Annotated in this window: 15 protein-coding genes; 7 read left to right on the top strand and 8 right to left on the bottom strand. The window is 60.3% G+C overall.

All coding sequences use genetic code 11. The features are described from left to right. The first annotated feature begins 48 nt into the window (after positions 1–48). On the top strand, positions 49–936 hold the full coding sequence (locus A2J01_RS07015) for a ScbA/BarX family gamma-butyrolactone biosynthesis protein (protein WP_064112395.1): 888 nt from the start codon (positions 49–51) through the stop codon (positions 934–936). 38 nt (positions 937–974) lie between these two features. Here the strand turns inward: A2J01_RS07015 and A2J01_RS07010 are convergent, their stop codons facing one another. Beyond that, positions 975–1,619, bottom strand: coding sequence for a ScbR family autoregulator-binding transcription factor (locus A2J01_RS07010; protein WP_003940238.1), 645 nt, complete (start codon positions 1,617–1,619; stop codon positions 975–977). Positions 1,620–1,705: 86 nt separating this feature from the next. On the opposite strand from A2J01_RS07010, the gene A2J01_RS07005 reads away from it, so the two are divergent. Further along, positions 1,706–2,548: an NAD-dependent epimerase/dehydratase family protein gene (locus A2J01_RS07005; protein WP_030536480.1), complete on the top strand. Its 843-nt coding sequence runs from the start codon at positions 1,706–1,708 to the stop codon at positions 2,546–2,548. Positions 2,549–2,764: 216 nt separating this feature from the next. Here the strand turns inward: A2J01_RS07005 and A2J01_RS07000 are convergent, their stop codons facing one another. Both A2J01_RS07000 and A2J01_RS06995 read right to left on the bottom strand, forming a co-directional pair. Then, positions 2,765–3,271, bottom strand: a complete 507-nt coding sequence (locus A2J01_RS07000) for a hypothetical protein (protein WP_064112394.1) — start codon at positions 3,269–3,271, stop codon at positions 2,765–2,767. Between the two features lie 217 nt (positions 3,272–3,488). Further along, positions 3,489–4,145, bottom strand: coding sequence for an alpha-ketoglutarate-dependent dioxygenase AlkB family protein (locus A2J01_RS06995; RefSeq protein ID WP_037128920.1), 657 nt, complete (start codon positions 4,143–4,145; stop codon positions 3,489–3,491). Between the two features lie 94 nt (positions 4,146–4,239). Here A2J01_RS06995 and A2J01_RS06990 point away from each other — a divergent pair, with 94 nt between their 5' ends. From A2J01_RS06990 to A2J01_RS06980, 3 genes are read left to right on the top strand one after another with little or no spacing between them, the layout of a single operon-like run. Continuing rightward, a complete protein-coding gene (locus A2J01_RS06990) occupies positions 4,240–4,584 on the top strand; it encodes an ArsR/SmtB family transcription factor (protein ID WP_003939956.1) in 345 nt (114 codons plus the stop codon). Between the two features lie 2 nt (positions 4,585–4,586). Beyond that, positions 4,587–5,069 (top strand): SRPBCC family protein, encoded by a 483-nt coding sequence (locus A2J01_RS06985; protein ID WP_003940319.1) that lies wholly within the window; start codon positions 4,587–4,589, stop codon positions 5,067–5,069. Between the two features lie 40 nt (positions 5,070–5,109). Then, positions 5,110–5,538 carry a VOC family protein gene (locus A2J01_RS06980; RefSeq protein WP_003940449.1) on the top strand — a complete coding sequence of 143 codons (429 nt, stop codon included), beginning with the start codon at positions 5,110–5,112 and terminating at the stop codon, positions 5,536–5,538. Here the strand turns inward: A2J01_RS06980 and A2J01_RS35005 are convergent. Genes A2J01_RS35005 through A2J01_RS06960 form a run of 5 tightly spaced genes read right to left on the bottom strand, consistent with a single transcriptional unit; the run spans position 5,501 to position 9,383 of the window. Further along, positions 5,501–5,794, bottom strand: coding sequence for an Ada metal-binding domain-containing protein (locus A2J01_RS35005; RefSeq protein ID WP_082900818.1), 294 nt, complete (start codon positions 5,792–5,794; stop codon positions 5,501–5,503). The two genes, A2J01_RS06980 and A2J01_RS35005, sit on opposite strands and share 38 nt — an antisense overlap. Beyond that, positions 5,784–6,503 (bottom strand): 2OG-Fe(II) oxygenase, encoded by a 720-nt coding sequence (locus A2J01_RS06975; RefSeq protein WP_064112393.1) that lies wholly within the window; start codon positions 6,501–6,503, stop codon positions 5,784–5,786. Before A2J01_RS06975 ends, A2J01_RS35005 begins: the two co-directional genes overlap by 11 nt. A gap of 21 nt (positions 6,504–6,524) precedes the next feature. Continuing rightward, the gene (locus A2J01_RS06970) at positions 6,525–7,544 is read right to left on the bottom strand and encodes an ABC transporter substrate-binding protein (RefSeq protein WP_064112392.1); all 1,020 of its coding nucleotides are present in this window, start codon (positions 7,542–7,544) and stop codon (positions 6,525–6,527) included. Further along, entirely contained in the window at positions 7,541–8,917 is a 1,377-nt protein-coding gene (locus A2J01_RS06965) for an MFS transporter (protein ID WP_064112391.1), read from the bottom strand. The genes A2J01_RS06970 and A2J01_RS06965 overlap by 4 nt, the downstream gene beginning before the upstream one ends. A 46-nt stretch (positions 8,918–8,963) precedes the next feature. Continuing rightward, complete coding sequence (locus A2J01_RS06960; protein ID WP_003940592.1) at positions 8,964–9,383, bottom strand: MerR family transcriptional regulator; 420 nt, start codon at positions 9,381–9,383, stop codon at positions 8,964–8,966. 132 nt (positions 9,384–9,515) lie between these two features. Between A2J01_RS06960 and A2J01_RS06955 the strand changes: the two genes are divergently transcribed. Next, positions 9,516–10,925: an ABC1 kinase family protein gene (locus A2J01_RS06955; RefSeq protein ID WP_064112390.1), complete on the top strand. Its 1,410-nt coding sequence runs from the start codon at positions 9,516–9,518 to the stop codon at positions 10,923–10,925. 164 nt (positions 10,926–11,089) lie between these two features. Beyond that, entirely contained in the window at positions 11,090–12,730 is a 1,641-nt protein-coding gene (locus tag A2J01_RS06950) for a PucR family transcriptional regulator (RefSeq protein WP_030536470.1), read from the top strand. The last annotated feature ends 126 nt before the right edge of the window (positions 12,731–12,856 follow it).

The following is a 12,856-nucleotide window of genomic DNA, read 5'->3' as shown; positions in this document are numbered from 1 at the left end:
TACACGACACCGAAGACACGAGTGAACATCGAAAGGTGCATTCAATCAATGGAATACACACGCACAGTGCCGCGGCATCTCGTCCACAGACATGCTGTTGCCGAGGTTTTCTTGACGGACTACCGGATCGAATCGGACTCGGTGTACCAGGTTGCTGTGCAACTCCCGGTCTCGCACCGGATATTCGACGTATCGAGCGAGCAACACGATCCGCTCGGGGTGGCAGAAGCATTTCGACAGGCAGTGGTGCTTCTGTGCCACACCCGATACGAGATTCCACTGCACTACAAGTTCCTCATGGAAACGTTCAGCTTCGCGATGCTGGACGCGCTCGACGTGCAATCAGTCGCGGAGCCGTTGAGTTTCTCGATGACAGTGGACAACCTCACTCATCGCGACGGAGCGGTTTCGGGGGTCGAAGTATCGGGGATCCTCAGCGAGGGCAACCGGCACGTCGCCAGATGCAACGCTGTTGCGCGAGGAGTCAGCCCCGAGGGATACCGTCGAATTCGGCAAGGACGAGAAGACCACCGCCCGAGCCGACGCATCCTTCCTTCCGGAGCCGCGGTGGTCGGATCGGAGCGAGTCGGACGCCTAACCGATGGAGATGTGCTCATCAGCACTGATCCTGCTCGGCACGCGATGTTCTGCGCTCCCGATCCGCGCAACCACTCCCTTTTCGACCACCCCGTCGACCACATCCCAGGAATGATACTTTTCGAGGCCGCCCGACAAGCGCTCCGATTTCACATCGGCAACCCAGCAACAAAGATCGCCTCACTCTCGGCGGTCTTTCCGAGGTTCACTGAATGGGAAACGCCGTGCGAGGTGTCAACGATCCCCCTTGACGCGTCGGGCCATGTGCACCGAGTTCGGTTCACTCAAGAACTGGAAACCACCGCGGAACTCGAAATTACAGTTGCGGACCAATCATGAGAGGGAACGAACACGTTCTTCTCGTCGCGTCTACCACGTCAAGCGCTCGGTGCTTCCCACTCTCTCGGTGCAAGCGCCGCCAGTTGCATGACGTGCGCCAACTTGTCCTCGCGGACGATCGTTGGCAGCACCAGGTTCCACATCTGACTCAACCGCTCGTACAGATCGGTTCTGCCCGTCAGCATTTCCGAGAGAATCTGCACTCCGGTGAACGACCCCACCACAAATCGAGCCAACGCGTCGATATCGGTGCCCGGGACGATATCGCCGGCTTCGGCCGCTTGGGTTGCCACCTGCTTGATAGCCTCGATCCAATCGAGGTACGGCTGTTCGATGGGGCCTTGAATACTGCCGATCTCCATCGTCAACCGCATGCCACCTCGCGCGATGGGCTCGGTCACAAGCTGCCGAGCCATCTCCTGCGAAACGAGCACCAGGGTTTCGACCGCGATGTCGGAGTGCGCAGCAACCCGCCGGGTACCCTCCATCGCCATACCGTGCTGCGCTGCGATGACCGCGTGCGCAAGCTCCTCCTTGGACGCGAAATGAAAATACATCGCCCCCTTCGACACACCCCCGTGCTGCAAGATCGTGCCCAAACTGGCGGAGTACCCGAACTTCTCGAAGCTCTTCGCAGCACCCAAAATGACGGCCTGGCGCGTCAGGACAGCACGCTCCTGCATGATCTACCCAGCTCTCGTTGCCGACGGAATGAATCTCAACGATACGTCGAAAGAGCCCGCAGCAACGCTCTCGACACGGACACACCGTGACGACTCTGGTACTCGGGGCCACTGGTTTCATCGGCTCCGCAGTGATGAAACAGCTGGTTTCCCGCGACGGAAACGCTGCAATCGGTTTCGTTCGCACGGCCACCGCAGCCAAACAGTTCGGCCGTGAAGGAATCGCCACCGTGATCGGCGACATCAACGAAAGTGCTTCTCTACGACTTGCAATGAGTCAGGCGTCGACCGTCATCTGTTGCGTGTCGTACGTGGGCGACGACGAACAACAGTGCGTTCACGTCAACCAACACGGCGTACAGAACGTTGCGTCGATGGCCGCCGACGTCGGCGTCGAACGCTTGCTCTACGTCAGTACCGCGGCCGTGTACGGGCCGGGACCGTTTCGAGACTTGCCGGTCAACGGCGCACCTCTCAGCCCCTTCTCACCTGCCAGTCGCACGCGCGCTCTCGCCGAGAAGTTCGTGCGCGACGCCGGAGGCCTGGTCGTCCGGCCGCATCTCGTGTACGGACCCGGCGACAGATGGTTTCTTCCGACACTGACGCGAATTGTCTCTCGCCTCGACTCGATCATCGACGGCGGTAGCGCTGTCCTGTCGGTAGTCGACGTAGACCTACTCGCCCGATCCATCTACGAGTTGTCGATAGAACAGCAATTTCGCTACGGCTCAACACTTCACGTCAACGAGCCTGTCCCGCGGACAGTCATCGACCTTCTCGAGCAACATGCACGGGAGACCAACTGGACTCTGCCCCAGAACTCTATCCCCCGCGCCGACGCGGTGAAAGCTGCTGCCCAGCTGAGTCTCGACATGCACCAGATCGACATGATCAGCCTCGATCACTGGTTCCGGTCGAGACTGTACTGATGGCACACGGATCACTCCTGCCAAAACACCTGTCTCCCAACTTTTTCAGCCCTCTCTATTGTTCAGCCTCAGCAATCAATACGACCTATTTCACAGTCACTACAGGCAAACAGAGAGCTCTGATCGACGAAAACCACAGCTACACAAAGACGGCAGTGATCGCGCCCGACACCGATTCTCTCGGGCAGATGGCGATCCACAGTTCCACTACCGGTGTCAGCTCCCGAAGTTCATGCCAGGGGTTGATGTGGGCGCACCAGCGCTGGGCAGTGAGACCACCCAGGATGCCTGTTGCACCGCGTATGTGGTGTACGGGAACATCGCCAGGTAGGGCTCGAGTCCTGGATAGTCCGATACCCACATACTCGTCGGTTCATCGACGCTGCCGCAGGATGCCAGGACGACGTAGGAGCCGTCCGGGATATCGTTTATCGTCCGAACTGTTGTGCCGGTGGGGATCACGCCGCTCTCGTAGATCGTCTGTCCCGGACCGATCGTCACTTCGATCGGTGGCAGCACTCCGCCGGGCGCGTTCGCGAGCGAGGTGCTGCATTGCAGAGCTCCACCCGAATTGTTTGTGATGGTGTTGCTCACGGTCGAGCCGGAAGCACTGTAAGCGAAGGTGACGTCGGCAGCTGTGGAAGCTGAGGCCAGCGAGGGAGCAGCCATTGCCAACGGAAGAGCTGCAGCACCGATAAGGGCCGCTCGTGTGATCGAATGCATCGAATCTCCATCTCGTTCAGCCTGAAACGGCGTCGGTTGATCTTGACATGAAACGAGACCAATTGGACGGATTCAACGAAGGTTGATGCCTTAACTAATGACCACAGTTGGTGACTATTTCAGAATGACCTGGGATGTCGATAAATTGAATGCCCGTTTCTTCTCCGAGCGCTGCCCACCGATCCTCCCATTCGCGAGGCCGAAATCAACCTGAAACTCAGGACATCCCGGTATCGCGCAGCGTGATGTTCAGCCGCCCGGATGGCAGACCTATGTCGGGACTTGCACTTCCCGCAATAACTTTCGGCACTCCGTGATATGCGAACCGAGACTCTCCACCGAAGACGAAGAGATCACCCGAATGGAGTTCGACATCGGTGTACGGCTTGTTCCGGTTCTCGGAATTCCCGAATCGAAAGACACAACTCTGCCCGACGCTCAGTGAGACGACGGGAGCGTCGCAGCGCTCGTCCTTGTCCTGGTGCATGCCCATCCGAGCGCCCTCGTCGTAGAAATTGATCAGCGCGGTGTCCGGCGTGTACCGCTCCCCCGCAGTCGGATCATCATAGGCAGCGGCAACTGCGGCCCGGCCGAGGTCGACGAGCCAGTCAGGCACCGCTGCGACAGGCGCACCGTTCACGTCGTCGGCGGTGCGCGTGTACTTGTACGGCTGCCAATGCCAACCGAGACAGACTGTTTGCACCGACATCTTGTGCCCACCAGGGACAACAGCGGAGCGCATCGGTACGGGTGCGGTCGCCCACCGTCGGCACTCGGCCACCAAGAAGCGTTGCTGTTCGACGCTGAGCCAATCCGGAACGAGGATCGCCCCCGGCGCCACTTCCAATCGTGGCCGAGGAATCAGAGCGTTCATGGTTTCCACGCTAATCGGTTTCGAAGCATTGACACCCTCGGCATGGGCTCGTATCGTAATCAACAGATTGGTTGATAAAGGAGATGGTTGACAAGTGATCGTGGATCCAGGGGCGGACGAGCGTCTCGACAAAGCGTTCATGGCGCTTGCCGACCCGGTACGACGGCGGATCATCGCCCGCCTGAGCACCGGCCCCCAAACGGTCAACGAGTTGGCCGAGCCGTTCGAGATCACGAAACAGGCCATCTCCAAACATATTCAGGTACTCGAAGCCGCGGGTTTGGTCACTCGCAGCCGCGAAGCCCAGAGGCGGCCGGTACATCTCAACGCCGCAACTCTCGAGGCTTTGACCGCCTGGATCGACCGCTATCGACTGATCCACGAACAACAGTTCCGCAAGCTCGATCACCTACTCAGCACCACACAGAAGGAGACTTAGCCATGGCTACCACCAATCCCGTCACCATCACGGCTCCTGAGGGCGTGCCGTACATCGACATCACCCGCGAATTCGACGCACCCGTCAGCGCCGTCTTCGCAGCTCATTCGAATCCCGATCTGGTCAAGCAGTGGCTCGGCCCCAACGGATACGAGATGGAGATCGACGAATACGAGTTCGTGAGCGGCGGTCGATACAAGTACGTCCATCGCAACCCCGAGGGCGAAGAGTTCCGGTTCAACGGTGTATTTCACGTTGTTCGCGAGAACGACTTTGCCATCCAGACCTTCGAATACGAGGGATTTCCCGACGTCGTCAGCATCGAATCGATCACGTTCGAGGATCTGGGCAACGGACGCACCCGCCTCTCCGGCCATTCCGTATATCCGAGCCTCGAAGCGCGAGACGGAATGATCGAGAGCAATATGGAGCTCGGCGTCACCGAAGGTTACGAACGCCTGGACAAGATCGTCGCGCAACTCTGACCACCTGTTTGCCCGAACCTCCTCAGCGAAAGGCAGTTTCATGGACTGGACCCTCGAAGTAGTCATCGTTCCCGTCAGTGACCTCGACCGTTCCATCGAGTTCTACCGTGACAAGGTCGGTTTCGATCTCGACCACCACACCGTCAACGAACACATGACGGTCGCCCAGCTCACTCCGCGTGGTTCGGGCTGCTCGATCGTCATCGGCAACCTGCCGTCGCAAACCGAGATGGCCCCTGGTTCGTTGAAGGGATTGCAGTTGGTCGTGGCCGACGCTGCAGCGGCTCGCCAGGAGCTCATCGACCGCGGCGTCGATGCCAGTGAGGTCACCGTCTTCGACGAGCGTGACGGGGGCACCTTCTTCGGATTCGCCGACCCGGACGGCAATACCTGGGCTGTCCAGCAGCTGAAGGTCCGCGGCGACAAGCCGCTCATTCCGAAGGAGTACCGCGACCGCTTCGGCGCGTAGCAACTGCCTTCCAGGCTGCGTAACCTTCGGGCATGCAGACGGCACAGGGGCGATAACCGGCCGCAATCGCGGTCGGCTCGTCCGCGAAGAACACCCGACTGGCGACATACCCGCCACGCGCGATTGCCTGCGCGGCCCCTCGACAGTCGAGTCGCCCGTAGATCTTCGTTTTCCGGTGCCCGCCAAGCACACCGGGCGTCGAACTCTCGCAGGGTTTGTTGCGAGCGTCGCGGAGAATGTACGTCTTACTCGGCATCGTGAAGCACCAATCCCAATGTTCGACGCGTACCCGAGTGCACCACGCTGACACCATGTCGCACAGGGGCTCTCGACCACCCACGAGAACTCTGCACCGGTCGATCCCGCGTGGTGAAGATCAAAGCGTGACCTTGCTCGAGAACTGTCACCGTCCCTTTCGACTGGGCGCGCGGCCGCTGTTCCACGAGCAAGAACTCGCCGCCGACGTGGTCGATGCGAGGTCTGTCGAGCCCGATCACGACTTGCAAGGGAAACACCAACTCTCCGTACAAGTCCCGATGCAATGCATTCCAGTCACCAGGTCCGTAGGACAGAAGGATCGGGGTAGGGCGATTCTGACCGGCGTCGTGACACTGATCGATCCATTCTTCGAAAGAATCCGGCCACGGTGCACCCTCACCCAGCTTGAACGCCCACTCCCGCGCCACGGGCAGGAGGTGTCGGTAGAAGGCGGATCGCATAGCCGTGATCGGCTCCGGTACGGGATCACCGAAGTACCGGTACTCCCCTTGGCCGAAGCGGTATCGAGCCATGTCGACGGTGCTCCGGAACCGGTCGACCTCCGAGTACCAGGAAGCAATTTCGCGACATTCCGACTCGTCGAGTATCGGCGTCGTCTGGGCACACCCACTGGAGTCGATTCCCTCGATCAGCGCAGGCCAATCGAGAGATTCAACTCGAGCAGACAGATCGGTGAAGAGGTCCATACGTCGTAGACGACGCGGCGGTCAGGAATGTGAGAATGCCAGCAGCTGGTCAGCCAGATCGTTGTACGTACGGGCGATCCCGGCATAACTGAGCACGGGTTCCGGATTCCAGGTGCCGATCTTCCCCTCCTTCACCGCGGACAAGTTGGACCACGCAGGATTGGCGCCGAGCGTATCCAGTTGCAAACTGGACGGGCGATCGTCGAGGAAGATCATGTCGGCCGGATAGTGGTCCGCCATCTCCCAAGCCAGTTTCTCGACGTAGACCGACGATCCCTCGGCCGGATCGACGACGGCAAGGCCCAATCCCGCCAGATCTGCAAGGATCGGGAAGCCCGAACGACTGACACGAATCGTGTCCGGATCTGCGGACGCGAACAAAACCTGTGAATTATTCAGCGAAGAAGCAACTTCGGAGATCCGTGCACGCGCAGCGTCGTAGTCTTTTCGCTGAGCCTCCATATCCTGGTCCGCCCCGAGTTCCACGGCCAGTTCCACGATCTCTTGCACGGCTCGGTCGATGGTTCCTGCTGCCGTTTCCACGAACAGTACTGTCGACAAGCCTTTCACCGCATCCAAGTTCGCCTCGTCGAGTAGTGCCGAACCACGCAGCTGAGGGACTATGACGACGTCCGGCTCCAGCGCAGCGATCTTCTCGAGTTCCACTTGTCCCCAGAGCTGCCCGACCATCTCGGTCTTCGAGAAATCCAAATTGCCGGAGATGCTGGTGTCCGTTGATCCCGGCGATCGTGTAAGTGCCCCGAAAACTCCGACAGACACCAGTCCATAATCCCACAGAGCACCCGCGATACCGGTGTAGGTGACAAATCTCCTTGGTGGTGAATCCAATTCGATCAGATTGCCGCGATCATCGGTGAAGGACCAGCCTGCATCGCCTTCGCCCCCGGCGTCCGCGTCCGAACGCGAGCAACCGGTCGCTGCCAGCGCAGCAGCCAATCCTGCTGCAGCGCCGAGGAACCTGCGGCGATTCCAGTCCATCTCGATACGCCGGTGCGGTCGTGGAGTGAACAGCGTGGTCATGTGTGTGCCCTTTCGGCGATTGGTTGAACTGTTGCAGGAGTTGACGAACGAGAAAAGAGAAGGATCGACACCAAACCCGTGAGCATTCCGACGCCGGCACAGAAGACCAACGGCCACAGCAAGGCGAACTCGTCCGGACCGACGAAGAGCGAGCCGCACAACGCGATTCCGACGGCAAGCCCGAATTGACGCGACGAGTTGGCTGTTGCCGAAGCCGTCCCGGCGCGCTCTGCCGGGGCGTCCGACATCGCGGCACCCGGCAGCACCGGCGACACCATCGCCGAACCGACACCGGTCAGAATCAGCCCGGCGATCAGTGCGGGCCAGACCGGCTCGGTGAGAACGTACAGCATGGCCACGCAACCGATTCCGCAAAGGATCGTCCCGAATCCGAGCGACAGTCGAAGGTCGACTCGCTGAAGCCGTGATCCACACAAGGCCGATACGAAGACAAAAGCGAGCGGTTGAATCGAGAGCACGAGTGCGGCCGCCGATGCCGACAGTTCCAGCCCGTTCTGCAGCCACAGTGAAAGGACTACGAGCGGGCCGTAGGCCGCGAGGTAGTACCCGAAAGCAGCGACGAGGACGCCGTCGAATTTCAGGGATCGGAACAATGCCGGATCGAGCATCGGACTGCTGCCTCGACGCTGCCAGAACACAAACGCCGTCAGCGCACCGATTGCGATCAGGAAGGCAAGAGCTGTCGACGACGAAGCCCACCCGATGTCGCCGCCCCACGTCACGCCGAGAACCGCGGCAACGGCAGCGAGGGTGAACAAAACGATTCCGGCCCAGTCGATGTTGTCGTCGCCGCGCTCACTGTCGGCGAAACAGAACACACCCATTGCGAGCGCCACTGCGGCCATGGGGATTCCGAAATAGAAGACCGCACGCCAGTCGAAGAACTGCGTCAGCAGCCCTCCTGCAACATTGCCGATTCCCGCCGCCAATCCAGCGACGGCACCCCACGCGGCAAAAGCCACGTGCCGATCGCGGCCCGAATATGCGTCGCCGAGCAGAGGCAAGAGTGTCGCGAACATCGCCGCACCGGCAATTCCTTGCGCGCCGCGAGCAACGACCAGAACCGTGACGTCCGGAGCAATCGCGCACACGGCCGTTGCAACCAGGAACACGACCAGTCCGCAGATGTAGAGGCGTTTGCGTCCCCACGCATCGCCGAGTGCGCCCATGCCCACAAGAAGCGCGGCAAGAGCCAGCGTGTAGGCGTCGACGACCCATGACATCGCGCCCGTACTGCCGTCCAAACCCACTGCGATGGCCGGCACCGCGATCGTTGTGATCGTGGCGTACGTCAGTAACAGGAAAGTTCCGATGCATGCGGCGATGAGCGGCAGCCATCGTCGTGCCGACATGGTCAACCTCCGGGTAGGACGGTAAGTGCGCCCTAACTATGAAGGTTCAAGTCAACTTGAAGTCAAGCGCCGCTTCGACACGAATGTCGAGCTGCTCGAGCAACCACGGGCACTGCATCGGACGCTCTTGCCGACACGTCAGGTGATGCTCGAGTATCAGTTTCGCTCGGTTGGCTGCGGAGATCTGTGCCTCGAGCGTCGACACTTGATCTGCGAGAACTGTGAAGAACTGCTCGGACGTGGTGTCGGTTTCGATGAAGGACCGCACCTGCTCCAAGGACATTCCCGTCTCGGTGTACATCCGGATCAATGCCAGCCGGCGCAGCTCACGCTGCCCGTACCAGCGTTTACCGCCAGTTCGCGACCGCGCGGACAGCAGTCCTTCGTCCTCGTAATAACGCAAGGTCGACGCCGCAATTCCGAACGATTTTGCAACCTCGCCGATCGGGATCAAGTGCTCACGCATTCACCGATCGTAGGCTGAACGCGTAGGCGGTTCCGGCAGTTATGTGTGACTTGGCATACTGACTAACGGAAGGGGTCGCGTAAGTGATCTCACGGCAAAATGCTGGATGCGCTCGTTGAACGAGGGAGAGCTGTGCTGGATCCAACGCGACCTGTCGGGCCGTACTCGTCAGGAGTGCCCGCCACTGCCCTCGAAGTCCGCATGCCGGACCTCGAACGCTTCGGCCTCGCCCAGTTGTGGCGTTCCGCGATCATCGCCGTCGTGTTGTCCACGTCGATCATGCTGGCACTGATCGTGTGGCCTTTCCGCAAGCGTGGACGCACCTGGGCGGACGCTGCTTCCGACGGGATGGTCGACGGCTTCATCGCGCTGGGTCCCACCTTCGTCAAACTCGGGCAACTGGTCGCGTCGTCGTCAGGCCTGTTCCCCGCCCCCGTCGCCAATGCATGCTTACGTTGCCTCGACGACGTTCCGTCTTTCCCGGCCGAGCAGGCCAGAAGCGTCGTGCACGAAGACCTCGGATACCCCGTGGACGACCTGTTCGCGAAATTCGACGACGTACCTCTCGCGGCCGCATCGGTAGCGCAGGTACACGCGTGCGTTCTGCACGACGGCCGAGAGGCGGTCATCAAGATCCAGCGTCCGGACATCTATGCGCGGATGCTGATCGACCTGCGGGCGGCGTACTGGGGCGCGAACATCCTCGAGAAATTTGTCGAGTTCCTTCGAATTGCCAATGCCACCGCCATCATTCGCGATCTGCACAACGCCACGATGACGGAATTGAACAGCGCGGTCGAGGCCGACCGGCAAACCACTTTCCGGAACAACATCAGTGCGTTCGGCGACAACAAAGGAGTCACGACACCAGAGGTGTACTGGGACTACTGCGGCCCCCGAGTCATCTGCATGGAACGCATGCGAGGCGTTCCGCTCGATCGGTTCGTCGCCGGTCCGGACGGTATCGACGAAGCCCGCATGCTGATCCGACGCGGAGTGAAGGTCTGGCTCGAATCAGTCATCGTTCACGGTCCGTTTCACGGAGACGTACATGCCGGGAATCTGTGGGTCCTCGACGACGGCCGGATAGCGATGCTCGACTTCGGCATCGTCGGCGTCCTTCCCGAGACCTGGAGATCCATCCTTTCCGACATGTTCCGAGCGACCCTCATCGACGGTGATTTCGCCCGTGTCGCCCGCGGAATTCGATCCTTGGGATATGCAACCGACTACGAGGTCGACGACGATCAGCTCGGTATGCAGGTCGCAACGGCCCTGGCCCCGATTCTCGGCCGTGACCTGGGTGAACTCAAGCTCAGTGAATTGATCATGGCACTGATTCAGTTGGGCAAGCAGTGGGGCGTTGCGAGTCCCGAGGAATTGGTTCTTTTCGGTAAACAGCTCGGATACTTCGAACGATATGCGACGGCTTTGGCACCTGGTTGGGTGATCGGACAAGACCTTTATCTGTTCAAGAACGTTTTTCCAGAGGCAGTCGCCGAAAAGGTGCAGGAACTCGGCATCACCATGCCTGACGAATAAATTTGTCCCCTATTTCCTTATTCTGCATTTCGTCTGTCGGGGTTAGCCTGTAATGACCCACTGGCCGAGGAGCAAATGTGCAGCCACTTTCTGTAGCCCTCCCGCAAGCGTCGACAGGTCCGAGGAATAACGGGCCGAGTGTCGGCACCACCCTCGGCGCCCTCATGCATTCCACGGACAAGTCCGTGATCGAGCTTCTGGAAAGCCCGGACGGACTCGATGTCGAAATCCGTTCGATCGCCCTCGTCGAGTCCTCCGATATCGACGGCACCGACAGCCGTGGTGCGATCTCCGACATTTACCTCCCCGTGGGGGTTCCCGAATCGACGTTGACGCAGTGGTTGCGAAAGTTCGAAGGCAGGCCGGCGAGGCGTCGTCCGAAGCTCTTGCTCGTCAAGAATGCGCGCGAGGCGACGACGCTTCTCACCGCCGCACGCAACATCGGAATCGCAGTGGCCGCGGTACATCCGCAGGCTAGTTCCGGACACGTCTATTCACTCGTACAACGACTTCTGACACAGAGCATGTACCGTTCGCGGGCCGTCTCAGGAGCTGTGGCCGGTGGCGATTCGGATCTGTTCGCGCTCTCGGAGACGATCGCCGAATTGACCGGCGGACTCGTGACGATCGACGACACGGCACTCCATGTCATCGCATATTCAGCTGCTCACGAAGGTGAAGACGAACTCCGTCAGCTCTCCATACTGGGCCGGGAGTGGCCGATCGAATACACCGAATGGATAGAGCGCAGAGGCGTGTTCGAGCATCTCAGGCGATCGGACGAGGTCATCAGTCTGCCCTCCGAGCCGAGCATCGGAGCCGCGCACAGGTTGGCTGTGAGCATCACCCGCCCGGACCTGTCAGCGCCGACGGGTTCTGTTGCACACCAACACAATCTCGGCAGCATCTGGGTGCAGCGCGCCTCTGAACCTCTTTCCGACGACGCCCAAGCGGTATTGCGGGGTGCAGCGGCAGTCGCCGCACGCATTCTCATGCGAACCTTGGACGCCTCCAGCCGCGAGAATGCCCAATTGCAAAGGCTGTTCGGCGTTCGCTCCGGCGGAGTCGACATGCACTCGCTGGCCGGCTCCTTCGGCATCAACACCGACGGACCGTCTGCGGTCATCGGATTTGCGACATCACTCGCGCCCGGATCGAATCTCGATCGAATCACCAACGCCTTGCGCCTGCGCGCCAGCGCATTCCGCAGCGACGCGGTCACAACGATCATCGACAACCGGATCTACGTGCTGTTTCCTCAGGCCGAACACGAGGTCGCGATCAGCGACTGGGCTTACGACACCGTGGGAGTAGTCGAGGCCCGTGCGGGCATCAGCGTGCGCGCCGCCGTCGCGGTCCCGATCGCGCGATTGCACGGCGTACCCGAGGCGCGTCGAGAAGTGGACCGCGTGCTCGATACCACCGATGATCACGAAACCTCGAAGGTCACCACACTCGCGGCGTCACGCACCGCGGTGTTGCTGGGCGAGATACTCGACCTCGTTGCTGATCACGAGCGATTGCGGGACCCTCGTATCGACAGACTCGTCTCCTACGACGACAAGAACACCTCTGACATGCAGTTCACGCTCACGGCCTACCTGACAGCTTTCGGGGATGTGAAGAAGGCCGCCTCGTCTCTGAAAGTACATCCGAACACGCTGCGCTACCGCATTCGGCGCGCTGAACAGATCATGGGCATTTCGTTGGACGAGCCGGATACGCGACTGCTCACCGAACTGCAACTCGCCATCTTGGGACGCACCCCGGACGAGTCTGAAAGATACGAAACGTCCGATCAGTGAGATAGGCCTCGAGCCCGTCCTGAACTCTCGAGTAGACAACTGAGGAAGCCGAAGAACAACTCTTACCTCAGGAGATACCTTGCGCACTCGTGGAGCCGTCATTCGCCAAGCACCAGGCACATACGA

The organism is Rhodococcus sp. EPR-134 (assembly GCF_001647205.1).
Taxonomy (GTDB): domain Bacteria; phylum Actinomycetota; class Actinomycetes; order Mycobacteriales; family Mycobacteriaceae; genus Rhodococcus_F; species Rhodococcus_F qingshengii.
The sequence above is the reverse complement of the archived record's forward strand: the minus strand, read 5'-3'. Positions and strand labels throughout refer to the sequence as shown.

Excerpts from the sequence above, each read along its gene's own strand:
- A2J01_RS07015 (WP_064112395.1), top strand. The coding sequence starts at position 49 with ATGGAATACACACGCACAGTGCCGCGGCATCTCGTCCACAGACATGCT.
- A2J01_RS07000 (WP_064112394.1), bottom strand. The coding sequence starts at position 3,271 with ATGCATTCGATCACACGAGCGGCCCTTATCGGTGCTGCAGCTCTTCCG.
- A2J01_RS35005 (WP_082900818.1), bottom strand. The coding sequence starts at position 5,794 with ATGCCGAGTAAGACGTACATTCTCCGCGACGCTCGCAACAAACCCTGC.
- A2J01_RS06975 (WP_064112393.1), bottom strand. The coding sequence starts at position 6,503 with ATGGACCTCTTCACCGATCTGTCTGCTCGAGTTGAATCTCTCGATTGG.
- A2J01_RS06980 (WP_003940449.1), top strand. The coding sequence starts at position 5,110 with ATGGACTGGACCCTCGAAGTAGTCATCGTTCCCGTCAGTGACCTCGAC.
- A2J01_RS07010 (WP_003940238.1), bottom strand. The coding sequence starts at position 1,619 with ATGCAGGAGCGTGCTGTCCTGACGCGCCAGGCCGTCATTTTGGGTGCT.
- A2J01_RS06965 (WP_064112391.1), bottom strand. The coding sequence starts at position 8,917 with ATGTCGGCACGACGATGGCTGCCGCTCATCGCCGCATGCATCGGAACT.
- A2J01_RS06985 (WP_003940319.1), top strand. The coding sequence starts at position 4,587 with ATGGCTACCACCAATCCCGTCACCATCACGGCTCCTGAGGGCGTGCCG.
- A2J01_RS06970 (WP_064112392.1), bottom strand. The coding sequence starts at position 7,544 with ATGACCACGCTGTTCACTCCACGACCGCACCGGCGTATCGAGATGGAC.
- A2J01_RS06995 (WP_037128920.1), bottom strand. The coding sequence starts at position 4,145 with ATGAACGCTCTGATTCCTCGGCCACGATTGGAAGTGGCGCCGGGGGCG.
- A2J01_RS06950 (WP_030536470.1), top strand. The coding sequence starts at position 11,090 with ATGCATTCCACGGACAAGTCCGTGATCGAGCTTCTGGAAAGCCCGGAC.
- A2J01_RS06960 (WP_003940592.1), bottom strand. The coding sequence starts at position 9,383 with ATGCGTGAGCACTTGATCCCGATCGGCGAGGTTGCAAAATCGTTCGGA.